This window comes from Microbacterium sp. MYb45 (assembly GCF_002979655.1).
In the GTDB taxonomy this organism is placed as follows: domain Bacteria; phylum Actinomycetota; class Actinomycetes; order Actinomycetales; family Microbacteriaceae; genus Microbacterium.
Map to the genome: position 1 here is coordinate 60215 of NZ_PCPG01000014.1, position 24667 is coordinate 84881.

The window sequence follows — 24667 nt, forward strand, 5'->3', positions numbered from 1 at the left end:
AGTCGATAACAACCGAACTCAAGGAGGCAGCGATGCGCACCAGAGAAGGACGCCCCTCACTCGTCGACGGGATCGCCCTCGGACTCATCGCCACCGGCGCCGTCAGCGTCGGGATCGGCGCGATCGTCGCCGTGACCTCGGCCGCATCCGAGATCTTCGGCACCGCGCCGACCGTGTCGATGCCCGTGCACGACGTCGACCTGACCGCGCTGGACGGAGTCTCCGGCGTGAGCGCGGCGACGGTCGACACCGCGCTCGTCACGGTTCCGGCGATGCCTTCGGGGGCCCGCTGGATGCTGCTCCTCGAGACGCTGCTCCCGGCCCTCGCGACCGTGGCGCTGTGCGCCGGCGTCTGGTGGCTCGGCGTCTCCCTCATCCGCTCACGGCCCTTCCGCGCATCGCTCGGCTGGATGTTCGCGGTCGCCGCAATCCTGATGATCGCCGGCTCGTTGTTCGGACAGTTCGCCGGCGGCGTCGGCCGGGCCATGATCGTGCAGGACCTCGCCACCACCGATCCGCAGGTCGAGGACGTGCTGTGGACGCTCCTCGTGCAGTTCGACCTCGCACCCGTGGGCTGGGCGTTCGCCCTCGCCCTCGTCGCCGGTCTGTTCGAGATCGGCCGAAGACTGCAGCGCGACACGGAAGGACTCGTCTGATGACCACGACGAACACGACCACCAGAGCCACCCGATCCGAGACGGCGGATGCCATCACCGTGATCCTCTACGCCGCCGCGGCGCTGGTCACGGTCGCGTTCGCCACGATCCTGCGCGTCGCGCGCACGTTCCGCGAGACCGGAATCGCCTGGACGATCCCGATCGACCAGCAGCCGATCTCGGCGACGACCGACTCGGGCGCCATCTCGATCGAAGGGTTCGCCGACGAGGCGATGATCATCGCGAGCGGCGTGGACACGGTGTCGATCGTCGCGATCGTCGCCGCCATCGCGCTGTGGGCTCTCGCGGCGCTCCTCGTCATCGCGAGCGTGACCCTGGTCGCCTGGAACTTCCTGCGCGGCCGCTTCTTCGTCCGCGCGAACGTGTGGGCGTTCAACGCGATCGGCTGGACGCTCGTGGCAGCGCCGATCCTGATCGTGATGCTGGAGACGATGGGGCGCAACGGCGTGACGAGCGCTCTCGGTCTCGGCGACGGTGAGCCCGTGCATCTGGTCGAGTTCTGGACGATCGCGCCGTTCTTCGCCACCGGGGTGACCGTCGGCCTGGTCGCCGTCGCATTCCGCCGCGGCATCCGCCTCCAGCACGAGAAGGCGGCGCTCGAGAAGGAGACGGAGGGACTCGTCTGATGCTCACATTCGGATCTGACGAACTCGGACAGTCCCTGCTCTACATCGGGATCGGGCTCGCGGTGATCGCCCTGATCGTTGCGGTCGTCGTATGGAACAGTCGCCGCCGCGGGAGCCGCACCGTCGCCCTCGATGCCGCCCTCACCCTCTCCGCGTGGTGGATCCTGCTCGGGCTCCTCAGCGCCGTGGTCTACATCATCAAGGCGTTCACGGTCGACTGGGCCGAACTCAACGGCCAGACCTACGTCTACATGGACTGGCCGGCGAACCTGCCGTGCTCCGAGTTCGGCGACAGTGGCACGACGATGCTCAGCTGCCGGGGAGAGAGCCTCTCGGAGTTCACGGTCGGGAACGCCTCGCTCGGGCTTCGCCTCCTCGCGGCAGCGGCCCAGCTGAGCACCCTCGCGCTGACGACCATGCCCGCCGTGATCCTCGCGGTCATCTGCTTCCACACGCTGCGCGGACGCGTGTTCTCGCGCACGGTCACGCGGGCTCTCGTGGGTGGCGCCATCGCGGTCCTCGTGTTCGGCGTCGCGGCCGACCTGCTGAGCGGCATCGCCGCGACCACCGGCCTGCGCGAGGTGTTCCCGCCCGACAGCGAGTGGTACCCCTCGGCCTATCAGCTCACCGTCACCCCTCTCCCCTTCGGAGCCGCGCTCGCGCTCGTCGCCCTCGCCGCCGTCTTCCGCCAGGGCTCGCGGCTCGAGCAGGACAGGGCTCGCCTGCAGGAGGAGACCGAGCGTCTGCAGAAGGACACGGAGGGACTGGTGTGACCCCGGCCGAGAGCGACGACGAGCTCACCGGCATCCACTGCCGGCTCGACGAGCTGCTCGCCGACCGGGGGATGACGCTCACAGAGCTCAGCGCCACGGTGGGGGTGAGCATCGTGAACCTGTCGGTGCTGAAAAACGACCGAGCCCGCGCCATCCGGTACTCGACACTTCGCGCGATCTGCGAGGCGCTCGACTGCGAGGTGGGTGAGCTGCTGGTGCTGGCTCCGCGCTGACGCGACACCCGCGTCATCGTTCGTCATATCCGCCCAGGGAATTCCCAGGCGGTCATAGCGTTGGGCCTCAGGGCGCGCACTCGGCGCGCCGTGATCCTGGAGTCCCCACCCTCATGAGCACCACCGCACGCGCCCAGAAGGCGCCTGACACCCGCGGGCCGGTCCGGAAGCTGCTGACCTCGTTCGGCTTCCAGATCCTCGCAGCCCTCGTCCTCGGCATCGCCGCCGGTCTGATCGGCCGCCAGCTCGGAGCCACGGCGGAGAACCCCAACGGTCTGTCGGCCACCCTCGACACCATCGGCAACTCGTATGTGACGCTGCTGCGCGCCGCTGTCGTCCCGCTGATCTTCACGGCCATCGTCGCCAGCATCTCGAACCTGCGTCGCGTGCAGAACGCCGCACGCCTGGCCGGCCAGACGATCCTGTGGTTCGCGATCACCGCCTTCATCGCGGTCATCATCGGCATCGTGCTGGGTCTCGTGATCCAGCCGGGCAACCGCGCCGGAGAGGGTCTCGAGACCGGGGAGCCGTACACCGTGGGCACCTGGTGGAACTTCCTGCTGGGCCTGATCCCGCAGAACTTCCTCGGCCTGACGGTCAACACCTCGCCCGGTGCAGCCGACGGCACGTTCTCGTCGAGCGTGGGCTTCAACATCCTCCAGGTCATCGTGGTCGCGGCCGTCATCGGAATCGCGGCACTCAAGGCCGGCAAGAAGGCCGAGCCCTTCCTCATCTTCACCGAGTCGCTGCTGAAGGTCATCCAGCGCGTGCTGTGGTGGATCATCCGCATCGCCCCGCTCGGCACCTTCGGCCTCATCGGCTCGGCCGTGATCAAGTACGGCTGGGAGAAGCTCGCCTCGCTCGGCTGGTTCGCGGCCGCCGTCTACATCGGCCTCGCGCTCGTGCTGTTCGTCGTCTACCCGATCCTGGTGCGCACGCACGGCCTGTCGATCAAGCAGTACTTCTCGGGCGTGTGGCCCGCCGTGCAGCTGGCCTTCGTCAGCCGCTCCTCGATCGGCACGCTGCCCCTCACCGAGCGCGTCACCGAGCGCAACCTCGGCGTCCCGCGCTCCTACGCGTCGTTCGCCGTGCCGCTGGGCGCGACCACCAAGATGGACGGCTGCGCCGCGATCTACCCGGCCATCGCCGCGATCTTCGTCGCCCAGTTCTTCGGCATCGAGCTGAACTTCGTGCAGTACCTGCTGATCGTGATCGTCTCGGTCGTCGGCTCGGCGGCCACCGCCGGTACCACCGGCGCGGTCGTCATGCTCACGCTGACGCTGTCGACCCTGGGCCTGCCGCTCGAGGGCGTCGGGCTGCTGCTCGCGATCGACCCGATCCTCGACATGGGCCGCACCGCGGTCAACGTCGCGGGCCAGGCGCTGATCCCGACCATCGTCGCCAAGCGCGAGGGCATCCTGAACGAGGAGCTCTACAACGCGCCGCGCGAGGGCCTGCCCTTCGCCGACGACTCCGGCGACGACGACGCTCCCGAAGCGGATGCCGCCACGGACAAGGAGCCGGTCGGCGCACGCTGACCCCATTCCCGCCTCGCACAGAGCGCCCCGCCCCTTCTCGGGACGGGGCGCTCTGGCGTTTCAGGTCAGGCCCGGCTCTGCTGACGGGTCGCGCCGCGGGTGTCGAGCGCGAGCTCCTCAGCATCCATCGCGGCGATCAGCTCGCGCATGACCTCTTCGTCGAGGTTGCCCGCGTCGCGCTCGGCGAGGAGGATCTCGCGCCGCACCTGCAGCCATCCCCGGGACAGGGCGACGAGGTCTTCGTAGGACGGGCGGCTTGCGGCATCCTCCACCTTCTGCGCCTCGTCGGTGTCCTTCTCGACCCGCGTCATGCGCTTCGTGAACGCGTCGAACACACCGAGGTCGACCTCGCCGTACTTCGCCTCCCACTCGACGCGCCTCTCGGCGAGGAACTTCTTCCCGGCCTCGCGGCTCTTCGCCCGCACTTCGGCGAGCGCCGCTTCGTCTTCCTTCTCATCGGCGTCGCTGGCGATCCCGAGGCTCCGGATGAGCAGCGGCAGCGTGAGCCCCTGCAGCAGCAGCGTGCCGACGGTGACGATGAAGGCGACCACGACGATGGCGTGCGAGGCTTCGGCGTCGAGCGTCGCGAGGTCGGCGGCGGCCACCGCGATCGCGAGGGTGACCACGCCGCGCATGCCCGCCCAGGAGATGACGGCGCTGTCCTTCCAAGTGAGCTTGAGCCCCGCCATCCGGTCGCGCACGATCTGGCTGCGAAGCTCGTCGGCCGTGTAGTCCCCCCAGCGCCGGGACTTGCGGTGCCGCTTCTCGAACTCGCCGCTCTGCACACCCCGGTCCCACCGTTCGAGCTTCCGGCGGTCCTGGAAGTTCGCCCAGGCACTCGTCGGGTAGATGTAGAGCGGCCGCACGACCAGGACGACCAGCAGCACGGCACCGGAGAGCAGAAGGATGTGTCCGACCGACTCGCTGCCGAGATCGCGGAGCACGCGCGGGAACTGCAGCCCGATGTAGGCGAACACGAAGCTCTCCAGCAGCAGGTCGGCCGAGAGCCAGAGCGGCTTCTCCTGCTGACGGGTCGTGTAGTCGGTGCGCGGGGAGTTGTACCCGACGTAGAGGCCCATGGCGACGACGGCGAGAACGCCGGAGCCCAGCAGATGCTCGGCGATCGCATAGGCGCCGAACGGGGCGAGGAGCCCGAACGTGCCGATCACGACCGCATCGCTGATGCGCATCCGCAGCTGGTGCAGGACGATCCCGAACACGAGGCCGATGCCGACTCCGATCGCGACGGCCAGCAGGAACTGCCCGATCCCACCCCAGACCGAGACCGTGGCACCGGCGAGGATCGCCGCGAACACCCGGTACAGCGTGAGCGAGGTGGCGTCGTTGATGAGGCTCTCGCCGGAGAGGACGGTCATGATGCGACGCGGCAATCCGAGCCGGCGACCGATCGCCGCGGCGGACACCGCATCGGGCGGGGCGACGATCGCACCGAGCAGCAGCGCACCGGGGAGGGTGAGAGCAGGGAAGATCCACCAGGCGACGAAGCCGACGGCCAGGGCCGTGATCAGCACGAGCCAGATGCCGAGTCGCCGGATCTGCGGGAGGCTGCGCTTGAACCCCACGAACGAGACGTCGAGCGCGGCCGAGTACAGCAGCGGCGGCAGCACCAGGCTGAGGAGCAGGTGCCCGTCGATGTCGATGTCGGGGACGAACGGGAGGAACGAGACGGCGAGCGCCACGACCGTCACCAGCAGCGGCGCCGGCCACCCTCGTGAGCGCGCGAACGCCGCCACCGCGACCGAGCCGACGAGGACGTAGAAGATGCCTGCTTCCATGAGGGAAGCGTATCGCCGCCCTGCATGGCTTCCCGGCGCTCAGGAGCGGCGGGAGGTGGGCCTTTCCCGATCAGAGGCGGACGCGGAATCGTCGGCGAGGGATTCGCGCAGGTCGGCGTTCTCGTCCTGCAACTCGAGCACCCGGGCGATCCCGACGATGTTGAGGCCGTCGTCTCGCAGCTGCGCCGCGCGCCGAAGCCGGTCGATGTCGTCGTCGCTGTAGCGCCGGGTGCCGCCCTTGCTGCGCGCCGGCAGGAGCAGACCCTTGCTTTCGAACAACCGGAGCGTCGCCTCGGGAAGGTCGACGAGCTGAGCTGCCACGGCAATGCCGTAGAGCGGTGTGCGTGAGTCGCGGTGCGTCATCCTGAAAAGTCCCTCAGCTCGGGTTGCGAGTTCTCCGAAGTTGTTCTATAAAAAATCTATAGCACGAGATGCAGATAACCTGCATCGAATCACCGCCCAACTGGGCCGCACGAAAGGAGACACCCCATGGCACTCACCTTCGATCCCTTCAGTCAGCTCGATCGCTTCGCCGCGAGCGTGCTGGACTCCGTTCGCGCACCCCGGCTGATGCCGGTGGATCTGTACCGCGACGGCGACCGGTACATCCTGCACGCCGACCTGCCGGGAGTCGATCCCGGATCGATCGACGTCGACCTCGACGGCGGCCAGCTGACCCTCCGGGCGCAGCGCACGGCCGACAGTCGAGAAGGAGTGCGCTGGCTCGCCCGCGAGCGCGGTGCCGGCTCGTTCCTGCGGCAGTTCTCGCTCGGCGAGGGCGTCGACCTCGACGGCATCAGCGCCTCGTACGACAGCGGCGTGCTCTCGGTGATCATCCCCGTGAGCGAACGCGCCAAGCCGCGCAAGATCACCGTGGAGTCGACCGAGCAGCGCCAGGCCATCGACGCCTGACCTACCGGGGGTGGCGCCGCGCGCGCCACCCCCGCCACGCCGCTCGCGGCCTGATCGGGGAATGCCGGAGAGCGGCGGCGGGTTGTCACTCGGGATGAATGACGTCGCCCTCTCCGTCCTCGACCTCGTCCCGGTGCGCACCGGTCAGACCAGTGCCGAGGCCATCGCCGCCTCCCTGTCCCTCGCCGAGACCGCCGACCGGCTCGGCTACCGCCGTTACTGGTTCGCCGAGCACCACAACATGCCGTCGGTGGCCTCCACCACTCCCCCCGTGCTGATCGCCGCGGCGGCCACCCGCACCTCGCGCGTGCGCCTGGGCTCCGGCGGCGTGATGCTGCCCAACCACGCCCCGCTCATCGTCGCCGAGCAGTTCGCGGCGCTCGAGGCCATCGCCCCAGGACGCATCGACCTGGGTCTCGGCCGCGCCCCCGGCAGCGACCCCGTCATCACGCAGCTGCTACGCGGCTCGGGCACCACGAGCGATGTCGAGCAGTTCCCCCGCCACGTGCAGGACATCGCGGCGCTGCTCTCGGCCGAGGGCGCTGCGCTGCGGTTCACCTCGGGCGGCGAGTACACCGTGCGCGCGACACCCGCCGCGACCGGCACCCCCGAGGTGTGGCTGCTCGGGTCGAGCGACTACTCGGCACAGCTGGCCGCCTCGCACGGCCTGCCCTACGTCTTCGCGAACCACTTCTCGGGTCAGGGGCTCGAGCGCGCTCTCGACCTGTACCGCACCGGCTACCGTCCGAGCGAGGAGCACCCGGAGCCGCGCACGTTCCTCACAGTCAACGCGGTCGCCGCGCCCACGCAGGAGGAGGCGGAGGCACGCGCCCTCCCGCAGCTGCGCATGATGGCGCGACTGCGCCTGAATCAGCCACTCGCCGCGCTCGAGACCGTCGAGCAGGCGGCCGCCGCCGAGACCGACGCCGCGACCGACGAGGTCGTGCAGGCCGCCCGCTCGCGCTGGTTCGTGGGTACGGGCGAGAGCGTGGCCGCGGAGATCGGCGCCTTCGCCGCACGATACGGTGTCGACGAGGTCATGCTGTCGCCGGTCGCCGGCGCCTACGATGCCGAACCGAACGACGCACCGACCGGTCGCGCACAGACGCTCGAACTCATCGCCGCCGCGCGCTGAGCTCCTGTCAAGCCCTGGCTTTCCCGCCGGTACAGGCGTAGCGTCACGAACAGTGCCGTCGACAGGGGCGCGGACCCTTCGGCGATCGCACTGTCGACAGCAGCAGAAGGAGTTCGATGATGAGCACCACCAAGACTCTCGCCCTCTGGGTCGCCTATGGCCGCAACGGCGTCGTCGGCAGCATCCGCCACGATGACGCCGGTTACACGGTGACGATGGCCGGCTCCGACGAGGCGACCGGGACGTACCCGAACCTCGCTTCAGCGAAGGGCTCCCTGCATTCCCATATGGCTCCGGGCAGCGACTGGCCCCGCTTCCAGGAGCACTGAACCACGGCATCCGCCTGACCGTGCTGGGCGGTCGGGCGGGTGACGTCAGACGTCGGGCTCGCCGGAGAGGATGCCGCGCAGCCAGTCGCGCGCCTCGATGAAGATGTCGTCGGAGTAGCGCTCGGGGTAGTGCACGATCTGCCGGTCGGCGCGCGGATACGAGCCGAGGAACACGACCCGAGGGCTGAATCGCCGGATGCCGAGCAGCGCGTCGGCCATGCGCTCGTGCTCGATGTGACCGTCGGCGTCGATGACGAACCGGTAGCGACCGAGCTCGTCGCCGATGGGCCGCGACTCGATGAGCGACAGGTTGATGCCGCGGGTCGAGAACTGTTCGAGCATCTCGAGGAGCGAGCCGGGGTGGTCGTGCGGGAGTTCGACGATGAGCGAGGTCTTGTCCGCCCCGGTCGGCTCGGGCGAACGGGTCGTGCGGGTGACGAGGACGAAGCGAGTCACGGCCTGGGCGTTGTCGCCGATGCCCTCCGCGAGCACGTCGACGTCGTAGTGGTTGACGATGCCGGGTGCCGCGATGGCCGCCTGCGCGGGCAGCGTGCCGTCGAGGACGCCGATCGCGGATGCGACGTTGCTCGATGCGGGCACGTGCGAGTGCGAGGGGAGATGGGCGCCGAGCCAGCCGTGGCACTGGGCGTACGCGACCGGATGCGCCGCGATCACCTCGACCTGGTCGAGCGTGGTCCCCCGCGGCGCGACGAGCACGAAGTTCACCCGCACCAGGTATTCGCCGATGATGCGGAGGCCGGGGAGCGTCGCGAGGGCGTCCTGCGTGGTGGAGACGCCGCCCTCGATCGAGTTCTCGATCGCGATCATCGCGGCGTCGCTGCGGCCCTCGAGCACGTCGGCCAGAGCTTCGCCCACGTTGTGCACGGAGCGCCACTGCTGACCTCGGGCTTCGGCCACCTGTTCCAGCGCCGCCTCCGTGAAGGTTCCCGCAGGGCCCAGATAGCTGTAGGTACGGCGTTCAGTCACGGGTTTCACCTTATCCCCCAGCTGACAGACCGATATGCGGATGACTTCGCGGATGCGATCCTGCCGATCAGGGGGCAGACTGAAGAGATGACCAGCCGTGCCGGCCTCCCCGCGGAGGAAAGTGACCTGATCGACGTCGACGAGCTGATCGCCGCCTACTACGACCGCGCACCGAACCCCGACGTCGCCGCCGAGCGGGTCGTGTTCGGCACCAGCGGCCACCGTGGGTCGTCGCTGTCGAACAGCTTCAACGAGAACCACATCCTCGCCACGACGCAGGCGATCGTGGACTACCGGGCCACCCAGGGCATCGCCGGTCCGCTGTTCCTCGGTCGCGACACGCATGCGCTGTCACTGCCGGCCGAGCGCAGCGCGATCGAGGTGCTGCTCGCCAACGGCGTGGACGTGCGCGTCGACTCGCGCGACTCGTGGGTGCCGACGCCGGCGCTCAGCCACGCGATCCTCACGTACAACCGCGGCCGCGCGGCGGACGACCCGGGCCGCGCCGACGGCATCGTCGTGACCCCGTCGCACAACCCGCCGCGTGACGGCGGCTTCAAGTACAACCCGCCGCACGGCGGACCCGCCGACACCGATGCCACCGGCTGGATCGCCGACCGGGCGAACGCCCTGATCGCCGCGGGGCTCGAGGGCGTCAAGCTGGTGCGCTTCGCCGACGTCGACTGGGACGGGCTCAACGGCTACGACTTCCGCGACGCCTACGTGCGCGACCTGCCCTCCATCATCGACATCGATGCGATCCGCAACGCCGGGGTCAGCATCGGCGCCGACCCCCTGGGCGGAGCATCCGTCGAGTACTGGTCGCTGATCGCCGAGATGCACGATCTCGACCTCACCGTCGTGAATCCCGAGGTCGATCCGACCTGGCGCTTCATGACCCTGGACTGGGATGAGAAGATCCGGATGGACCCGTCGTCGCCCTCGGCGATGGCCTCGCTGGTCGCGAAGAAGGGCTCATACGACGTCCTCACCGGCAACGACGCGGATGCCGACCGGCACGGCATCGTCACCCCGGATGCCGGGCTGATGAACCCGAACCACTACCTGGCTGTCGCGATCGACTACCTGTTCTCGCACCGGCAGGACTGGCCGCGGGATGCCGCGATCGGCAAGACGCTCGTGTCGTCGATGATCATCGACCGCGTCGCCGAGTCACTCGGCCGGCGGTTGCTGGAAGTGCCCGTCGGATTCAAGTGGTTCGTGCCCGGTCTGCTCGACGGCTCGGTCGCGTTCGGCGGCGAGGAGTCGGCCGGCGCATCCTTCCTCCGTCGCGACGGCTCCGTCTGGTCGACCGACAAGGACGGCATCCTGCTGTGCCTGCTGGCCGCCGAGATCATCGCCGTCACCGGCAAGACGCCGTCGGAGCGGTACCGCGAGCTGGAGGCTGCCTTCGGCGCATCCGCCTATCAGCGCGTCGACGCACCGGCGACGCCCGAACAGAAGGCGACGCTCGCGAAGCTCGCTCCCGAGGCCGTGACGGCGACGACTCTCGCCGGTGAGGACATCTCAGCGAAGCTCTCCCACGCACCGGGCAACGGCGCGGCCATCGGCGGGCTCAAGGTGCAGACCGAGCACGCCTGGTTCGCCGCCCGACCGTCGGGCACCGAAGACGTCTACAAGCTGTACGCCGAGAGCCTGCGCGGCCCGGAGCACCTCGCCGAGGTGCAGGCCGAGGCGCGCGCCGTGGTTTCGGCTGCGCTCGAGGGCTGAGGCAACCGCCACCAAACGGGTATGTCCCCCAGAAGGGGGACATACTTTTCTCACCTCTACCCGTATCGTCAGTAATGTTTTACACATCACTCACGATAGGGAGAGGCCATCACTATGGAAACGAAGAAGCAGATTCGACTGGGGCTGATCGGAACGTTCAGCGCGATAGCACTGGTCGCGCTCACCGCGCTGCCCGCCGCCGCGATGACGACGTACTACGGCCCGCACGACTGTTACTGGCCCATGCACGCGTATGTGGAAGGCTCCGCTACGAACACCGTGACGCTGAAGATCACCGGGACGGCGCGAACGGGAACCAAGTCCGGAACCTGGGGCAACGGCGCCGTCGCCACCCGCCGCTACGTGAACAGCCCCAACGAGGATCAGCAGAGCGGATCAGCGTACACGAGCGCCTCCCGTTGGGTATATCAAGGCTACGACTGCAGCTACTGAGGTCGGTGATGAAGCGAACCGCAGCGGTGCTACTCAGCGCAATCATCGCAACCCCCGCACTACTCCTCGGAGGATGCGCGAGCTCAGCCCCGGAGCCGCGCGCGACTGCGGAAAGCGTGGATCTGGGGATCGATCCAGAGTTCGGCAGCACCATGGCGTCATGCATGGTCGATCACGGATGGGACGCGGACGTCACCGGCGACGGCGGAGTGTTGAGCAACGTCCCCGATGGACAGGAAGAGCCGTATGACGCAGACCTCGCGGAGTGCGCGAAGGAGAACGGACTCGACAAGATCGCTCCCGCACTCACCGAACCCGAGTTGAGGCTGCTTTATCTCATGGAGCTGGACACGGCCGAGTGCATCCGCGGTCAGGGCCTCGATCCAGGGAGCCCACCGAGCGAGCAGACCTTCGTGGAAGGTGCACTCGCCGATGGGAACGCATGGGACCCGTACGCGGAGGTGTACACGACCTCGAACTCCCAGGTCACCGAAGACGAGTACTTCGCACTTCTCGAAGAGTGCCCTCGGCCGGGATACTAGATGTCGTCATCACCTGTCGACTCGGCATACCGCGAGGACATCGCCGGACGGCCTCGCGGTCGCCTGCGCGGTGCGATGATCCTCGCGGCCATCGCCCTGCTGGTGATCGGTGCCGCGAGTACTTGGGCCGTCGTGACGATCCTCCGTCCCGCCGACGATCCTCTATCCTCGGCGGGACACTCCTTCGTCGCGGTGGAACACGGCAGTGTCGGGTACGCGGTGAGCCTCAACACGATGACTGAGTGGGCGCAGCAGCCCATCGGCACCAACCGTGCCGCCGGTATCGTCACGGATATCGCCGTCGAAGCAGGCACCGCGGTCACCTCCGGCACGGTGCTCTACACCGTCGATCTGCGTCCGGTCGTCGTCGCTCAGGGCGCCGTTCCGATGTTCCGATCCCTCGGTCTCGACAGCGCGGGCGCGGACGTTCGCCAATTGCAGGAGATGCTTCGCGACAGCGGCCAGTACGGCGGCAGCATCGACGGGGTGTTCGGCGAGGGAACCAAGGGCGCCGTCAGCCGCTGGCAGAGGACGCTTGGCGCACAACCGTCGGGGATGGTCGACGTCGGTGACGTCATCTTTGTGCCGTCGCTACCCGCGCGCGTGACGCTCGACACCGCCGTGATCAATCGCGGGGCAACGCTCACCGGGGGCGAGAGTGTCGTACGCGGACTCTCGCCCGCTCCGACATTCCAGATCCCCGTCACCGAGGCTCAGGCGGCGATGATGCCCACCGGAACGAAAGTCGAGATCACCTCTCCGCGCGGAGAGACATGGGAGGCGACCGCCGAAGAACAACTGCGCGGTGACGAAGGCGCCATTGATATCCGTCTGAGCGCACCGGACGGAGAGTTCATCTGCGCAACCGCGTGCAGCGAGATACCGCCTACGGGCACGACCGCCCTCCGTTCACGGATCATCGTCGTCGCCGAAGTCGAAGGACTTGTCGTGCCCTCTGCGGCGCTGGTGACCGTCGCAGACGGATCGACAGCTGTTGTCGATGAGGACGGGCGTGAGGTCGCGGTGAAGGTCGTTGCGTCTGCGAAAGGGATGTCGGCGATCACCGGAGCGCGGCAGGGGTTGCGTGTACAGATCCCCGGGAGTGCGACGAAATGAGTCCCGCGACCGGCATGAGGTTGCGCGCCGATGACCTGACCTTCCGGTACGACGCCGATCATCCGCTCATCGAAGGCTGGTCGGCAGAATTTCCCGCCGGTTCGACAACGGCGCTGACGGGCCGGTCTGGCCGCGGAAAGTCAACGGTGCTGTACCTGCTCGGCCTCATGCTGAAGCCGAGCAGCGGGGAAGTGTTGATCGATGGGACTTCGAGCCGTGTGTTCCGCGATGCGCAGCGCGCGCATCTGCGCGCCGAAAGGTTCGGATTCGTCTTTCAGGATGCCGCCCTCGACACCACGCGATCCGTGCTGGACAACGTCACTGAGACGGCTCTGTACCGCGGACTGCCTCGACACGCTCTCGAGCCGCGAGGACACGAGCTTCTCGCGCGGTTCGGTGTCGATGTGCCGGCGCAACGCAAACCCGGGCAAGTGTCCGGGGGTCAGGCACAGCGCATCGCTCTCTGCCGGGCTCTCCTCAACGCGCCGGACATTCTCTTGGCCGATGAACCCACGGGAAACTTGGACCCGACGACGGCAAGCGTCGTCGTCAAGGCACTGCAGGATCATGCCCGCGCGGGGGCCGCTGTCATCATCGTCACGCACTCCCCCGAGGTCGCGAGCGCGTGCGACCGGGAGATCACACTGTGATCGGTCCTGTTCTCCGCGAATCGCGAGCGGCGATCCGCTCCCAACCGGTGGCTTCCATCATCACGGTCCTGATGGTCGTGGGCATGATCGTCGTCGTCATGCTCACCACCGGGCGCACCGTCGGAGCCGAGCAGAACGTTCTCAACTCCATCGACTCTGCAGGCACGCGCTCGATAACGATCCGCGCCGATCCCGATTCCGGCCTCACCGCCGACGTTCTCGACCGAATCGACGGGATCGAAGGGATCGAGTGGGCCGCGGGCTTGTCGGCTGCGGTGGATGCCACCAATTCGCGCGTGCCAGGCGGGGCGCACGTTCCCGTTCGCCTCGCCTACGGCGCCGACCTCGAGCGACTAGGAATACCCCATGAGTCCCCGTTACCAGGCGCCCTGGTTTGGGAGTCGGATCAGGCAGCGGAGCAGCTCGGCACTCCAGACTTCGTCGGTGGAGTCTCAATCGTCGACTCGGGCGGCGCCTTCGGCATAGGCGGGCGACTTGAGGTTCCAGAATTTCTTCGGAGATTCGAGCCTCTGGCGCTGGTCCCACACCCCGTCGATGGCGACGAGCGAATCGCTGTCCTTATCGTCATCGCCACGTCACCCGAACTCGTCGGCCCGATCAGTGAGACAGTCGTATCTCTGCTCGGCGTCGAGGACGCCTCGAAGACGAAGGTACAGACGAGTGAGGCGCTGGCCGATCTGCGAGGACTAATCGACGCGCAACTCCGCGGATTCTCCCGAGGCCTCGTGATCGCTCTCCTCACTCTGACCGCCCTTCTGGTCGCTGTTCTGCAGTACGGCCTGGTGCTGATGAGGCGAAAGGATTTCGGCCGGAGGAGGGCGCTCGGGGCGAGTCGCGCGCTCATCATCACCCTCCTCCTGATGCAAACCGCGGTGCTCTGCGTCATCGGCACCGGGATCGGAATCGGCATCTCGCTCGTCGCGCTCGCCGCGAGTGGCGACCCCTGGCCAGGGGCGACCTTCACCGGAGCGCTGGCGGTGGTCGCTGTGAACACGGCTCTCGTCGCTGCCATCGCTCCGGCGATTCTGGCGAGCCGTCGAGAACCGATCAACGAACTCCGAATCCCGTGAATTCTGTCGCCAGAACAGGGAGCGCGCGACCTCAGGACTCCGCGGCGCGAGCCAGCACGACGCCGGCCTCGCGCAACCAGCGCGCGGGGTCGGCGAGAGCTGCCTCGGAGGAGCCGGCGAGATCGGTGAGAGACACGGATGCCGCGAACAGCGCGGTGTCGGCATCCGCGGTGATGCGTCCGGCGGCGAGTAGCGCGCGGGTGCCCGCCGCAGCGGCGAGGCCGGCGAGGAACGAGGGCACCTTGCCGTCGCCGGACTGTCCGTCGTAGGAGCCCTCACCGGTGATGACGATGTCGGCGCCGGCGATCGCGTCGGCGAGGCCGATGAGCTCGGCCACCTCGGCGGCGCCGGGAGCGAGCACGCCGCCCCACACGACGAGGGCGGCACCGGTGCCGCCCGCCGCGCCGTTGCCCTCCCCCGCCGGATCGATGCCCAGCAGGTCGGCGAGGCGGCGCAGACCGTCGTCGACGAGCGCGATGTGCGCCATCGCGCTCAGCCCCTTCTGCGGCCCGAACACCGCGGCCGCACCCCGGGGACCGGTGAGCGGGTTGGTGACGTCGGTCAGCACGCGCACCTCGGGCGCCGGTCGCAACCCCGTCAGGTCGACCGAGGCGATCTCGGCGAGCCCTCGGGCACCGCGGGCCACGGGAGCGCCGGACGCGTCGAGGAACCGCGCACCCAGCGCGGTGAGCATCCCGGTGCCGCCGTCGGTCGAGGCGCTCGATCCGATGCCGACCACGAGAGACGAGACGCCGTGGTCGAGGGCTGCGGCCATGGCCTGGCCGAGGCCCGTCGTGTCGGCATCCCAGGGCCGCAGCTCGTCGAGGAGTTCGATTCCGGAGGTCGAACCGAGGTCGACCACCGCGGTTCCCGCGGGCGCATCCTCGCTCGGCGGCAGCAGCAGCCACGAGGTGTCGACCCGCGTTCCGGCGGGTCCGTCGACGACGACCCGCATCCGGACCGCGCCGGAGACCGCGGCCTCGAACGCGGCGACCGTGCCCTCCCCGCCGTCGGCCATCGGCCGATGCACGAACTCGGCGGTCGGATCGACCGCGGTCCACCCCTCGGCGAGCGCGGCCGCGGCATCGGCCGCCGTGATCGTGCCCTTGAAGCTGTCGGGCGCCAGCACCACGCGGGTCATCGGGTGATCGCGGGAGTGCTCGCCCGCACGACGACCTCGACCGGGAGCGGCGACTGTTCCCAATCGGCGTCGACCGTCGCACGGAACGCCTGGTAGCCCACCTCGGTCAGCGGTACGCGGACGGTGGTCAGAGCCGGTGACACATCGCTCGCGGCCGGCACGTCGTCGAAGCCGCAGACCGCGATGTCCGCACCGATCTCACGACCGGCGTCGCGGATGGCCGACATCGCACCGATCGCGACGACGTCGCTGATCGCGAAGACGAGGGTTCCCGCCGGCACCCCGTCGGCGAGCGCGGCTGCCATGCCCGCACTCCCCGATTCACGTCGGAAGTCGCCCCGCCGCACGCTCTCCACCACGCCTCCGGAGGCCTCGAACCCGGCGCGGAAGCCGGCCAGGCGATCGTCGGAGGTACGCACACCCTCGGCGGCGCCCAGGATGATCGCCGAACGGTAACCGAGCTCAGCCATTCGCCGCGCCAGCGTCTCGGCACCGGAACGGTTGTCGATCTCTATGCGCCGATCCGCGTCGCCGTCCGGCCCGAAAGCGACGACCGTGCCGCCCAGGCGGGCGAACTCGGCGAGCTCGTGCGCGGTGTCGACCTCCCTGGGCTCCTGCGTGCGCGAGGCCGCGAGGATCAGCCCGCGCGGACGCTGGCCGCGCAGAGCACGCACGATCCGCGCTTCCCGCTCCTGATCGCGTTCGGTGATCGCGATGGTCACGACCAGTCCGTGCTCGTCGGCACCACGCGCGACGCCGGATGCGATCAGCCCGAAGTAGGGGTCGGCGATGTCGGCGACGAGCAGGGCGATGACGGGAGACGTTCCCCGGGCGATCGCCTGGGCGGAGACGTTGGCCGTGTAGCCGAGTTTCGCCGCCGCGGCTTCGACGCGTTCGCGGAACGATTCGGCCACCTTGCGCTCCGAGCCGTTGAGCGCGCGCGAGGCCGTCGCCAGGGAGACACCGGCTTCCCGCGCCACATCGTGCAGCGTGGGCGCGGGGCCGCGGGGATGACGCGAGGCGCGCTCCGACGACGGCCGCTCCGCGGGCGATGCGGGGTTGGTCATGTCTCCGAGCCTACTTCCCGGAAATTCGTCACGCGGGCCTCTCCAGATAGTCGCGCAGCGCTGCCGCCTCGCGGGCGAGCAGGGCCGGATCGTCGCCGGGCACGAACTCGAGAAGCGCATCCCGTGGGGGCGCCGCGGCCGATGCCGCCGCCGCGAAGAACCGGGTCCACAGCGCGTCCCGCGCGCGCAGGGGCAGCCGCTCGTCCTGTGGCCACCAGGAGAAGACGTGGGCCGCCCGCGTGTGCGCGGCGAGCGCGAGGTACTCCTCCAGCACGGTGTCGACGGAGGCTCCGACCGTCGGCTGCCAGTAGGTCGACAGCGCCGGGCTGCCGACCTCGGCGAGGAGCCGCAGCGTCGTCGGCGCCGTGTCGGCGAGCGTGCGGGAATGGAACTCGAGAGCGAGGGCGATGCCGCGGCCCGCCGCCTCTGCTGCCGCGGCCTGCAGTCGGTCGACCACCGCGCTCCAGTCGACGGGGGTCGCGGCATCCGAGCCGATCCTGCCTGCCCAGACGCGCACACGATCGGCTCCGAGGGCCTCGGCGCTGTCGAGCACCGGGGTCAGGGGCTCGTCCGCTCCGGCGCGGAAATACGACCCGTACGACGCAACCGCGAGGCCCGCGTCCGCGGTGAGGTGGGCGACTTTCCCGGCGCGTATAACGTCTCCCGACGGCACGTGCACATCGCCGCCCCACTCGATCGCCTCGAGCCCGGCATCCGCTGCGAGCTCGATGATCCGCTCGGGCGCGAGCGCGCGGAAGGTCACCGAGCACAGTCCTGGGCGGGTGCGGGTCATGGCGTCATCCTCTCAGTCCCGTTCCTGCCGGCGACCGGCGGGCGTCATCCGAGGTGCGGGGAGACAGCCGCGGCGAAGGTGTCGGCCGTGCGGCGCACGACGTTCGAAGGAGCATCCGCCCAGATGTCGGCGTTGAAGATCTCGACCTCGATGTCGCGGTCGTACCCGGTCGCGATGACCGCACGGGTGAGCGAGCCGAAGTCGATCACCCCGTCGCCGGTGTAATGCCGCGAGAGCAGCACGTCGGACGGGAGGGGCGTCTTCCAGTCGCACACCTGGTAGGTGGCGATGCGGCCTTCACGCCCCGCGCGGGCGATCTGCTCGAGCACCTGCGGGTCCCACCAGATGTGGAAGGTGTCGACCGCGGCGCCCACCACCTCGGGCTCGAAGTCGGCGGCGATGTCGAGCGCCTGACCGAGCGTCGAGACGACCGCACGATCGGAGGCGAACATCGGATGCAGCGGCTCGATCGCGAGTGTGACCCCCGCGGCCTTCGCCTCGGGAGCGAGAACGCCGATCGCATCGCGGACACGCTCGCGCGCCCCGATCAGGTCGCGCGACCCCTCGGGCAGGCCACCCGCGACGAGCACGAGCACCGCGGTCGAGCCCTCGGCACCGGCGGCGGCCAGGGTCGCAGTCTCCTCGATCGCCCGACGGTTGTCGTCGAGCGCGGCCTCCCGCTCCGCCCCGACGGGCAGCGTGAAGAACCCGCCACGGCAGTGGGTCGTGAAGCGCAGCCCCGAGTCCGACAGCATCCGGGCCGCGATGTCGAGGCCGACCTCGTTGACCGGCTCGCGCCACAGTCCGATCGCCTGGATGCCGGCGTCGGCGGTGACCCGCAGGGCCGTGGCCAGGTCGGCGTACTTGATGGTCGCCTGGTTGATCGACAGGCGCGGATCCACGGCGCTCACGCGTCCACTCCGTTCAGGCGCAGCATCCCGTGCCACCGTTCGCGGGCGAGGTCGGGCTGCTCGAGCGCGAGCGAGGCGTTGGCGAGCTCGACGATGCGGCTCAGATGCGGCAGGCTGCGCGCGGAGTGCAGGCCTCCCACCATCTGGAACGCGGGCTGATGGCCGTTGAGCCAGGCCAGGAAGGCGACGCCGGTCTTGTAATAGAAGGTCGGTGCTGCGAAGACCTGTCGGCTGAGCTCCTCGGTCGGGCCGAGGATGCGCAGGTACGCCTCCGGGTCTCCGGCATCCAGCGCCTGGATCGCCGCCGACGACACCGGGGTGATCGCCGCGAACGCCCCCAGCAGTGCGTCGGAGTGCCCCGCGCCGTCGCCGACGGTGTCGCCGCCGATCAGGCCCACGTAGTTGAAGTCGTCGCCGGTGAACATGCGCACGCCCTCGGGAAGCCGCTCGCGCACCGAGATCTCGGACGCGGCGTTCAGCAGGCTCATCTTGACGCCCGCGACCTTGTCAGGGTTCTCCGCGATCACATCGAGCAGCACTGCGGATGCCGTCTGCCAGTCGTCGGCGCCGAAGTATCCGGCCAGCTCGGGGTCGAAGGCCGTGCCGAGCCAGTGCAACACCACGGGAACGGTCGCGCGCGACAGCACCTCGCGGTAGACGCGGCGGTAGTCGTCGGCATCCGTCGCGACGCGGGCGAGGTGGCGCGAGGCCATGAGCACGGGGCCGGCTCCCTGCTCCTCGGTGAAGTGCAGCTGCTCGAGGTAGGCGGCGATGACCTGGTCGATCGAGATGTGCGTCTCGGCGACATGGTCGGTGTTGACGCCGACGACGACCGAGCCGCCCTCCTCGCGGGCGACCTCGGCACTGCGGGAGATCAGCTCGCGAGTGGCCGCGGCATCCAGTCCCATGTTCCGCTGTGCGGTGTCCATGGCGTCGGCGACGCCGAGTCCCCACGAGTACACGTTGCGCCGGAACGCGAGCGTGGCATCCCAGTCGATGTCGGCCGGCTGCCCCGGGGTGTTGTCGGCGTGGACCTTCGGCACCACGTGCGCCGCGGCATAGGCGACGCGGCTCTGCAGCGGGGCGGTCGGACGGGTGTACGCGCCCGAGTCGTTGAGGGCGACGTCGGCGGTCTCACCGGTCACGCGGAGAAGTCGGAGGGTGCTCATGCGCGCCTCAGCCCAGGGTCAGCGGCTCGAGGGCGATCTTGCGCCCCTCGGCACTCGAGGTCAGACCGGCCTCGGCGAACTGCACGCCGCGGGCGCCGGCGAGCAGGTCGAACGGGTAGTCGGTGCCCTCGACGTAGGAGACCAGGTATTCCTCCCACTGCTGACGGAATCCGTTGAGGAACACGTCGTTGGTGGGCACCTTCTGCCAGTCGGCGTCGTAGTCGCGGGTGTCTTCCAGGTCGGGGTTCCAGACCGGCTTGGGCGTGGCGTTGCGGGGCTGGATCTTCGCGCCGAACAGCCCGACGACGGCCGAGCCGTGCGTGCCGTCGACCTGGAACTCGACGAGCTCGTCGCGGTTCACCCGCACGGTCCACGACGAGTTGATCTCGGCGATCACGCCGCCCTCGATCTCGAAGATGCCGTAGGCGGCGTCTTCGGCCGTGGCGGTGTAGTGCTCGCCCTTCTCGTCCCAGCGGTCGGCGATGTGCACGGCCGCCTGCGCGTAGACGCTCTTGACCTCGCCGAAGAGGTTCTCGAGCACGTAGTTCCAGTGCGGGAACATGTCGGTGATGATGCCGCCGCCGTCTTCGGTGCGGTAGTTCCAGCTCGGGCGCTGGGCCGGCTGCCAGTCGCCCTCGAACACCCAGTAGCCGAACTCGCCGCGCACCGAGAGGATGCGGCCGAAGAACCCGGAGTCGATCAGGCGCTTGAGCTTCTGCAGGCCCGGCAGGTAGAGCTTGTCGTGCACGACGCCGGTCTTGATGCCTGCGTCCTTCGCGAGGCGGGCGAGCTCGAGCGCCTCCTCCAGAGACTCGGCGGTGGGCTTCTCGGTGTAGATGGCCTTGCCCGCGGCGATGGCCTTGCGGATCGCGGTGGCGCGGGCCTTGGTCACCAGGAAGTCGGCGTAGATCTCCCACTGGGGGTCGGCGAGAGCGGCGTCGAGATCGGTCGTCCAGTCCTCGATGCCGTGCTTCGCGGCGAGCTCGGCGAGCTTGGCCTCGCTGCGGCCGACGAGGATCGGCTTCACCGTGATGCGGGAGCCGTCGGGCAGCTCGATGCCGCCCTCCTCGCGGATCGCGAGGATCGAGCGCACCAGGTGCTGCCGGTATCCCATGCGTCCGGAGACGCCGTTCATGATGATGCCGATCTCGCGGGTGTTCGCCTGGGTCATGGTGTTCCGTTTCTTTCGCGGGAAGCAGTCGCCGCTTCCTCTCGACCGTGAGTGGAAAGCGCTTTCCGAGATCATGCCACGAGACGAGAGTCGAACGCAACCGCGACGCGAGATGCCCGGCGAGGACGTACGTTCAGCCGGCGTGCTCGGCGCTGAAGAGCTCGCCGATCATGTCGTAACCGGCGCCGCGGGCGAACGTGTCACTGTCGGCAGGCACCGAGACGACTTCGGGCGAGACACCGTCACCGAACGCGTACTCGCCGGCGAGGGCGTCACGGCATCCATCCTCGAACGGGGTCGCCGCGACTTCTTCCGCGAGCACCAGCACCACCCGCTCCGGCCCGAACATCTTCGCGGCGTTCGCGATCGCGGTGCCGAGCAGCGCCCCGCCACCTCGGAGCACATCCGCAGCCGCCGGAGAGGAGAGATCAGCGGATCCGCGCGCCTCGAGCTCGCGACGAAGACCCCAGACACTGCTGGTCGTCTCCAAGCAGCCCACGTTGCCGCAGTGACAGACCGCACCACCCGCCCGCGTGCCGATCGCCGAATGCGCGAAGCCGCCTGCGCCGCCGCGGTAGCCCCGATGGATGCGCCCGTCCACGAGCAGCGATGCCCCGAGACTGGCACCCACACTGAAGACGATCACGTCGCGCTCGGCGAGGTCGGGGTCGAGAAGCAGGAGCCCGGTCGCGAAGCTGTTCACGAGGCTGTCGATGACGACCCTGGACTCGAGCCTGTCGGCTACCAGGGCGGCGAACGGCACGTCCTGCCAACCGAGCGCGCCGCTGTGGCGGACCACGCCGCGCGGCCTGTCGACGACCCCGGAGAGGGCGACGCTCACGCCCCGCAGCATCGAGCCCTGGTGGCGCCCGAGAAGCGCGGTCACCGCCGCAGCGATCCCGTCAGCGGCAGCATCCGGGTCCGTGGCGGGGAGCGCCTCGGTCACGGTGGCGATCACGTCGCCGCGCAGGTCGACGAGCGCGACCTCGACCGACTCCCGCGAGAGCCGCACGCCTGCGGCCACGACGGCATCCGTACCGAGTTCGAGAAGTCGTGCGGGTCTACCGCCCGTGCCGCGCAGCACGTCGGTCTCGCGCAGCAGCCCGTCGCGCACGAGCTGGGCGGAGATCCCGGTGACGGTCGCAGGACTGAGGCCGGTGACGCTCGTGATCTCGGCTCTCGAGGTGGTCCCCCGGCGTCGGACGACATCGAGGACGAAGGCCTCGTTGATCTCACGAATGAGCGCCTTGCTGCCGATCCGACCCGCGAGCCGTTCGACGATCACCCCGTCACCCATGCCACTCCTTCGTCGCTGCCGATGCTCCCATCCTATTATTTTTGTCATTGACAAAACGAAACGCCGATGCTTGACTTCTGGGCATGTCGAACACCGTGGTCCGAACGGACTCTCCCGCACCCCCTCCCGCAGAGCACCTGCTGGTGAGCATCTCCCCTGCGGAGCGCGCGGCCTTCTTCCCGACATCGGCAGAGCACGCCTTGCGCTCCGTCGCCACCGACATCCGCGTCGTCGCCCCCGACGCGCTCGCCACCTCCGCCCTGGCACGGACCGAGCTCGCCGTCGTCGCCTGGGGCTTTCCCCGGCTCGACGAGGAGATGCTCTCGCGCATGCCGAACCTGCGTCTCGTCGTGAACGCCGCGTCCTCCGTGCGCAGCCTCGTGAGCGACGCCTTCTGGGCCTCCGGAATTCCGATCACGCAGGCGGGCGCGGCGATGTCGCCCGCCGTCGCGGAGATGTCGCTCACCCTCACACTGTCCCTGCTGCGCCGCGCGCACCGCATGGATCACGCGCTTCGATCCGGACGCCCCTGGGACGATGCCCGCACGATCGATCGCGCGCGCGAGATCTCCGGGGCGGTGGTCGGCGTCATCGGGGCGTCTCGCACCGGGCGCGAGTACATCCGCATGTGCCGTGCACTCGGCGCGGAGGTGCGGGTGTACGACCCCTACCTCCCGCCCGACGACGAACTCGCCGCCGCCGCGGTCGACCTCGACGTGGTCCTGTCCGACAGCGACGTCGTCGCGATCCACGCGCCCGCCACCGCCGAGACCGCGGGCATGATCGGCGAAGCCGAGCTCGCGATGATGCGTGACGGGGCCGCCTTCGTGAACACCGCGCGCAGTTCCCTGATCGACATGGATGCCCTCTTCCACCACGTCTCGAGCGGACGCATCGATGCGGCGCTCGACGTGTTCGACGCCGAACCCCTCCCGACCGACGACCGCTGGCGCGCGCTCGACAACGTGCTGCTGACAGCCCACGTCTCCGGAGCCACGGCCGAGTCCCGTGCACGGGCCGGAGCGATCGTCGCGGACGAGATCACCCGCTTCCTCGCGGGGCAGGAACTCCGGCACCGCGTCACGCGCGAATCGCTCGAGAGGATGGGCTGACATGGCGCGCAACATCCTGCTCCTGCACTGCCACGACCTGGGCCGCTTCCTCGGGGCATACGGCGTGACCACCGTGACCACCGTGCATCTCGATGCGCTCGCGGCCGAGTCGACCGTGTTCACCTCCGCCTTCGCCACGTCACCGCACTGCAGCCCGGCGCGCGCCTCGCTCTTCACCGGCGCCTACCCGCAGCAGCACGGAGTGCTCGGCCTCACCCACGAACCGTTCGGGTGGGACCTCACGGATCCGACGACGCACCTCGCCCACCGCCTCCGGCAGCACGGCTACCGCACGGAGCTCGTCGGCGTGCACCACGAGTCCCGCACGCACGCGGATGCCGAGATCGCTCGCCGCCTCGGCTTCGATCAGGTGCGCTCCGGAGGCGACCGCGACGTCGTCGTGACCCGCACGATCGACGCGCTCACGCGCGCGGCGGCATCCGGCGAGCCGTTCTATCTGCAGGCCGGATTCCACGAGCCGCATCGCGAGCCGTCCGACCGCGACCGCGCCGGCATCATGGGGTTCCTCGGCGATGCCGTGCAGCCGGATGCGACGCACGGCATCTCGGTGCCGTCATACCTCGCAGACACGGCCGATGCGCAGGAGGAGATGGCCGAACTGCAAGGTGCCGTGCGCCACATGGACGAGGGGGTCGGAGCGATCCTCTCGGAGCTGGAGCGACTCGGCCTCGCAGACGACACCATCGTGGTGTTCACGACCGACCACGGGCTCGCCCTCCCCCGCGCGAAGTGCACGCTCTACGACGCGGGGCTCGGCGTGGCACTGTTCCTGCGCGTGCCCGACCGCCCCCGCTGGCAGGGGCGCCGCGTCGGACAGCTCGTGAGCCACGTCGACGTCGTCCCCACCCTGCTCGAACTCGCCGTCTCCGACCTCCCCGCCGACGTCGCGGGGACGAGCCTGGTGCCCCTCGTCGAACACGACGAACCCGCCCGCACCTTCACCTTCGGGCAGCTGACCTATCACACCTACTTCGATCCCAAACGGTCGGTCCGGTCCGCCGATGCGAAGCTCATCCTCAACCTCTCGAACGCTCCGCGCGCCATGGACCCGACGCAGTCCTGGATGCACCGCAGCGTCCCGATCGACCTCACCGGCCCCACGATCGGCACGAGCCCGGTGATGGAGTTCTATGACCTCGCCGCCGACCCCGACGAACTCGTCAACCTGATCGACGATCCCGATCGGACGGCCCAGGTGTCCGAATTCGCCGCCGCACTGCGCCACTGGATGCAGGAGACCGCGGACCCACTGCTCACCCACCCGACCTCACCGCGACACGCCCTCGCACTCGCCGGCCTCGAACAGATCGCGAGCGCACACCACGATGCGCCCGTCGAACTTCCCCTCTGACCCCCCTCTTCCCGAAGACCGACCAGCCCCCACCTGTACCCGAGA

Annotated in this window: 26 protein-coding genes; 16 read left to right on the plus strand and 10 right to left on the minus strand. The window is 69.2% G+C overall.

The annotated features are described in order from the left end of the window. Positions 1–32 precede the first annotated feature (32 nt). From CQ034_RS16630 to CQ034_RS16650, 5 genes are all read left to right on the plus strand, one after another. Positions 33–656, plus strand: a complete 624-nt coding sequence (locus tag CQ034_RS16630) for a hypothetical protein (protein ID WP_105711933.1) — start codon at positions 33–35, stop codon at positions 654–656. Next, positions 656–1303, plus strand: a complete 648-nt coding sequence (locus CQ034_RS16635) for a hypothetical protein (RefSeq protein WP_105711934.1) — start codon at positions 656–658, stop codon at positions 1301–1303. The genes CQ034_RS16630 and CQ034_RS16635 overlap by 1 nt, the downstream gene beginning before the upstream one ends. Beyond that, positions 1303–2076, plus strand: coding sequence for a hypothetical protein (locus tag CQ034_RS16640; RefSeq protein ID WP_105711935.1), 774 nt, complete (start codon positions 1303–1305; stop codon positions 2074–2076). Before CQ034_RS16635 ends, CQ034_RS16640 begins: the two co-directional genes overlap by 1 nt. Continuing rightward, positions 2073–2309 carry a helix-turn-helix transcriptional regulator gene (locus CQ034_RS16645; protein ID WP_029262449.1) on the plus strand — a complete coding sequence of 79 codons (237 nt, stop codon included), beginning with the start codon at positions 2073–2075 and terminating at the stop codon, positions 2307–2309. Before CQ034_RS16640 ends, CQ034_RS16645 begins: the two co-directional genes overlap by 4 nt. A gap of 113 nt (positions 2310–2422) precedes the next feature. Then, a complete protein-coding gene (locus CQ034_RS16650) occupies positions 2423–3847 on the plus strand; it encodes a dicarboxylate/amino acid:cation symporter (RefSeq protein WP_181156357.1) in 1425 nt (474 codons plus the stop codon). Positions 3848–3912: 65 nt separating this feature from the next. On the opposite strand, the gene CQ034_RS16655 is transcribed toward CQ034_RS16650, so the two are convergent. Further along, positions 3913–5643: a sodium:proton antiporter gene (locus tag CQ034_RS16655; RefSeq protein ID WP_105711936.1), complete on the minus strand. Its 1731-nt coding sequence runs from the start codon at positions 5641–5643 to the stop codon at positions 3913–3915. A 39-nt stretch (positions 5644–5682) separates the two neighbouring features. Then, positions 5683–6006, minus strand: coding sequence for a MerR family transcriptional regulator (locus tag CQ034_RS16660; protein ID WP_105711937.1), 324 nt, complete (start codon positions 6004–6006; stop codon positions 5683–5685). Positions 6007–6132: 126 nt separating this feature from the next. Between CQ034_RS16660 and CQ034_RS16665 the strand changes: the two genes are divergently transcribed. The 3 genes from CQ034_RS16665 to CQ034_RS16675 all read left to right on the plus strand — a co-directional run bounded on the left by CQ034_RS16665 (position 6133) and on the right by CQ034_RS16675 (position 8019). Next, complete coding sequence (locus CQ034_RS16665) at positions 6133–6555, plus strand: Hsp20/alpha crystallin family protein (protein WP_029262455.1); 423 nt, start codon at positions 6133–6135, stop codon at positions 6553–6555. A 94-nt stretch (positions 6556–6649) separates the two neighbouring features. Beyond that, positions 6650–7690 (plus strand): LLM class flavin-dependent oxidoreductase, encoded by a 1041-nt coding sequence (locus tag CQ034_RS16670; protein WP_105711938.1) that lies wholly within the window; start codon positions 6650–6652, stop codon positions 7688–7690. 119 nt (positions 7691–7809) lie between these two features. Beyond that, on the plus strand, positions 7810–8019 hold the full coding sequence (locus CQ034_RS16675; protein WP_029262457.1) for a hypothetical protein: 210 nt from the start codon (positions 7810–7812) through the stop codon (positions 8017–8019). Between the two features lie 45 nt (positions 8020–8064). Here CQ034_RS16675 and pheA read toward each other — a convergent pair whose 3' ends face one another. Beyond that, the gene (pheA, locus tag CQ034_RS16680; RefSeq protein WP_029262458.1) at positions 8065–9015 is read right to left on the minus strand and encodes a prephenate dehydratase; all 951 of its coding nucleotides are present in this window, start codon (positions 9013–9015) and stop codon (positions 8065–8067) included. A gap of 78 nt (positions 9016–9093) precedes the next feature. On the opposite strand from pheA, the gene pgm reads away from it, so the two are divergent. The 6 genes from pgm (at position 9094) to CQ034_RS16710 (ending at position 14589) form a co-directional block, all read left to right on the plus strand. Next, positions 9094–10737 (plus strand): phosphoglucomutase (alpha-D-glucose-1,6-bisphosphate-dependent), encoded by a 1644-nt coding sequence (gene pgm / locus CQ034_RS16685; protein WP_105711970.1) that lies wholly within the window; start codon positions 9094–9096, stop codon positions 10735–10737. Between the two features lie 114 nt (positions 10738–10851). Beyond that, complete coding sequence (locus CQ034_RS16690; protein ID WP_105711939.1) at positions 10852–11190, plus strand: hypothetical protein; 339 nt, start codon at positions 10852–10854, stop codon at positions 11188–11190. Positions 11191–11198: 8 nt separating this feature from the next. Then, entirely contained in the window at positions 11199–11732 is a 534-nt protein-coding gene (locus CQ034_RS16695; RefSeq protein WP_219860808.1) for a hypothetical protein, read from the plus strand. Next, complete coding sequence (locus CQ034_RS16700) at positions 11733–12848, plus strand: peptidoglycan-binding protein (RefSeq protein ID WP_105711941.1); 1116 nt, start codon at positions 11733–11735, stop codon at positions 12846–12848. Continuing rightward, positions 12845–13498, plus strand: coding sequence for an ABC transporter ATP-binding protein (locus CQ034_RS16705; RefSeq protein WP_105711942.1), 654 nt, complete (start codon positions 12845–12847; stop codon positions 13496–13498). The genes CQ034_RS16700 and CQ034_RS16705 overlap by 4 nt, the downstream gene beginning before the upstream one ends. A 47-nt stretch (positions 13499–13545) precedes the next feature. Next, positions 13546–14589, plus strand: a complete 1044-nt coding sequence (locus CQ034_RS16710; RefSeq protein ID WP_258134250.1) for an ABC transporter permease — start codon at positions 13546–13548, stop codon at positions 14587–14589. A gap of 31 nt (positions 14590–14620) precedes the next feature. On the opposite strand, the gene CQ034_RS16715 is transcribed toward CQ034_RS16710, so the two are convergent. The 7 genes from CQ034_RS16715 to CQ034_RS16745 form a co-directional block, all read right to left on the minus strand. Further along, positions 14621–15730 (minus strand): glycerate kinase, encoded by a 1110-nt coding sequence (locus CQ034_RS16715; protein ID WP_105711944.1) that lies wholly within the window; start codon positions 15728–15730, stop codon positions 14621–14623. Then, positions 15727–16797 (minus strand): LacI family DNA-binding transcriptional regulator, encoded by a 1071-nt coding sequence (locus CQ034_RS16720; RefSeq protein WP_105711945.1) that lies wholly within the window; start codon positions 16795–16797, stop codon positions 15727–15729. Before CQ034_RS16720 ends, CQ034_RS16715 begins: the two co-directional genes overlap by 4 nt. A 28-nt stretch (positions 16798–16825) precedes the next feature. Next, positions 16826–17590, minus strand: coding sequence for a sugar phosphate isomerase/epimerase (locus tag CQ034_RS16725; RefSeq protein ID WP_105711946.1), 765 nt, complete (start codon positions 17588–17590; stop codon positions 16826–16828). Positions 17591–17634: 44 nt separating this feature from the next. Further along, entirely contained in the window at positions 17635–18501 is an 867-nt protein-coding gene (locus CQ034_RS16730) for a sugar phosphate isomerase/epimerase (RefSeq protein ID WP_105711947.1), read from the minus strand. Continuing rightward, positions 18498–19670: a dihydrodipicolinate synthase family protein gene (locus CQ034_RS16735; protein ID WP_105711948.1), complete on the minus strand. Its 1173-nt coding sequence runs from the start codon at positions 19668–19670 to the stop codon at positions 18498–18500. Before CQ034_RS16735 ends, CQ034_RS16730 begins: the two co-directional genes overlap by 4 nt. Positions 19671–19677: 7 nt before the next feature. Continuing rightward, complete coding sequence (locus CQ034_RS16740) at positions 19678–20841, minus strand: Gfo/Idh/MocA family protein (RefSeq protein ID WP_105711949.1); 1164 nt, start codon at positions 20839–20841, stop codon at positions 19678–19680. Positions 20842–20974: 133 nt separating this feature from the next. Then, positions 20975–22138 (minus strand): ROK family transcriptional regulator, encoded by a 1164-nt coding sequence (locus tag CQ034_RS16745; RefSeq protein ID WP_105711950.1) that lies wholly within the window; start codon positions 22136–22138, stop codon positions 20975–20977. A gap of 83 nt (positions 22139–22221) precedes the next feature. On the opposite strand from CQ034_RS16745, the gene CQ034_RS16750 reads away from it, so the two are divergent. Beyond that, on the plus strand, positions 22222–23250 hold the full coding sequence (locus CQ034_RS16750; protein WP_105711951.1) for a hydroxyacid dehydrogenase: 1029 nt from the start codon (positions 22222–22224) through the stop codon (positions 23248–23250). Between the two features lies 1 nt (position 23251). After that, positions 23252–24622, plus strand: a complete 1371-nt coding sequence (locus CQ034_RS16755) for a sulfatase (RefSeq protein ID WP_105711952.1) — start codon at positions 23252–23254, stop codon at positions 24620–24622. Positions 24623–24667: the final 45 nt, after the last annotated feature.

Excerpts from the sequence above, each read along its gene's own strand:
- CQ034_RS16630 (WP_105711933.1), top strand. The coding sequence starts at position 33 with ATGCGCACCAGAGAAGGACGCCCCTCACTCGTCGACGGGATCGCCCTC.
- CQ034_RS16635 (WP_105711934.1), top strand. The coding sequence starts at position 656 with ATGACCACGACGAACACGACCACCAGAGCCACCCGATCCGAGACGGCG.
- CQ034_RS16640 (WP_105711935.1), top strand. The coding sequence starts at position 1,303 with ATGCTCACATTCGGATCTGACGAACTCGGACAGTCCCTGCTCTACATC.
- CQ034_RS16650 (WP_181156357.1), top strand. The coding sequence starts at position 2,423 with ATGAGCACCACCGCACGCGCCCAGAAGGCGCCTGACACCCGCGGGCCG.
- CQ034_RS16655 (WP_105711936.1), bottom strand. The coding sequence starts at position 5,643 with ATGGAAGCAGGCATCTTCTACGTCCTCGTCGGCTCGGTCGCGGTGGCG.
- CQ034_RS16660 (WP_105711937.1), bottom strand. The coding sequence starts at position 6,006 with ATGACGCACCGCGACTCACGCACACCGCTCTACGGCATTGCCGTGGCA.
- CQ034_RS16665 (WP_029262455.1), top strand. The coding sequence starts at position 6,133 with ATGGCACTCACCTTCGATCCCTTCAGTCAGCTCGATCGCTTCGCCGCG.
- CQ034_RS16670 (WP_105711938.1), top strand. The coding sequence starts at position 6,650 with ATGAATGACGTCGCCCTCTCCGTCCTCGACCTCGTCCCGGTGCGCACC.
- CQ034_RS16675 (WP_029262457.1), top strand. The coding sequence starts at position 7,810 with ATGAGCACCACCAAGACTCTCGCCCTCTGGGTCGCCTATGGCCGCAAC.
- pgm (WP_105711970.1), top strand. The coding sequence starts at position 9,094 with ATGACCAGCCGTGCCGGCCTCCCCGCGGAGGAAAGTGACCTGATCGAC.
- CQ034_RS16690 (WP_105711939.1), top strand. The coding sequence starts at position 10,852 with ATGGAAACGAAGAAGCAGATTCGACTGGGGCTGATCGGAACGTTCAGC.
- CQ034_RS16695 (WP_219860808.1), top strand. The coding sequence starts at position 11,199 with ATGAAGCGAACCGCAGCGGTGCTACTCAGCGCAATCATCGCAACCCCC.
- CQ034_RS16700 (WP_105711941.1), top strand. The coding sequence starts at position 11,733 with ATGTCGTCATCACCTGTCGACTCGGCATACCGCGAGGACATCGCCGGA.
- CQ034_RS16705 (WP_105711942.1), top strand. The coding sequence starts at position 12,845 with ATGAGTCCCGCGACCGGCATGAGGTTGCGCGCCGATGACCTGACCTTC.
- CQ034_RS16715 (WP_105711944.1), bottom strand. The coding sequence starts at position 15,730 with ATGACCCGCGTGGTGCTGGCGCCCGACAGCTTCAAGGGCACGATCACG.
- CQ034_RS16720 (WP_105711945.1), bottom strand. The coding sequence starts at position 16,797 with ATGACCAACCCCGCATCGCCCGCGGAGCGGCCGTCGTCGGAGCGCGCC.
- CQ034_RS16725 (WP_105711946.1), bottom strand. The coding sequence starts at position 17,590 with ATGACCCGCACCCGCCCAGGACTGTGCTCGGTGACCTTCCGCGCGCTC.
- CQ034_RS16735 (WP_105711948.1), bottom strand. The coding sequence starts at position 19,670 with ATGAGCACCCTCCGACTTCTCCGCGTGACCGGTGAGACCGCCGACGTC.
- CQ034_RS16740 (WP_105711949.1), bottom strand. The coding sequence starts at position 20,841 with ATGACCCAGGCGAACACCCGCGAGATCGGCATCATCATGAACGGCGTC.
- CQ034_RS16745 (WP_105711950.1), bottom strand. The coding sequence starts at position 22,138 with ATGGGTGACGGGGTGATCGTCGAACGGCTCGCGGGTCGGATCGGCAGC.
- CQ034_RS16750 (WP_105711951.1), top strand. The coding sequence starts at position 22,222 with ATGTCGAACACCGTGGTCCGAACGGACTCTCCCGCACCCCCTCCCGCA.
- CQ034_RS16755 (WP_105711952.1), top strand. The coding sequence starts at position 23,252 with ATGGCGCGCAACATCCTGCTCCTGCACTGCCACGACCTGGGCCGCTTC.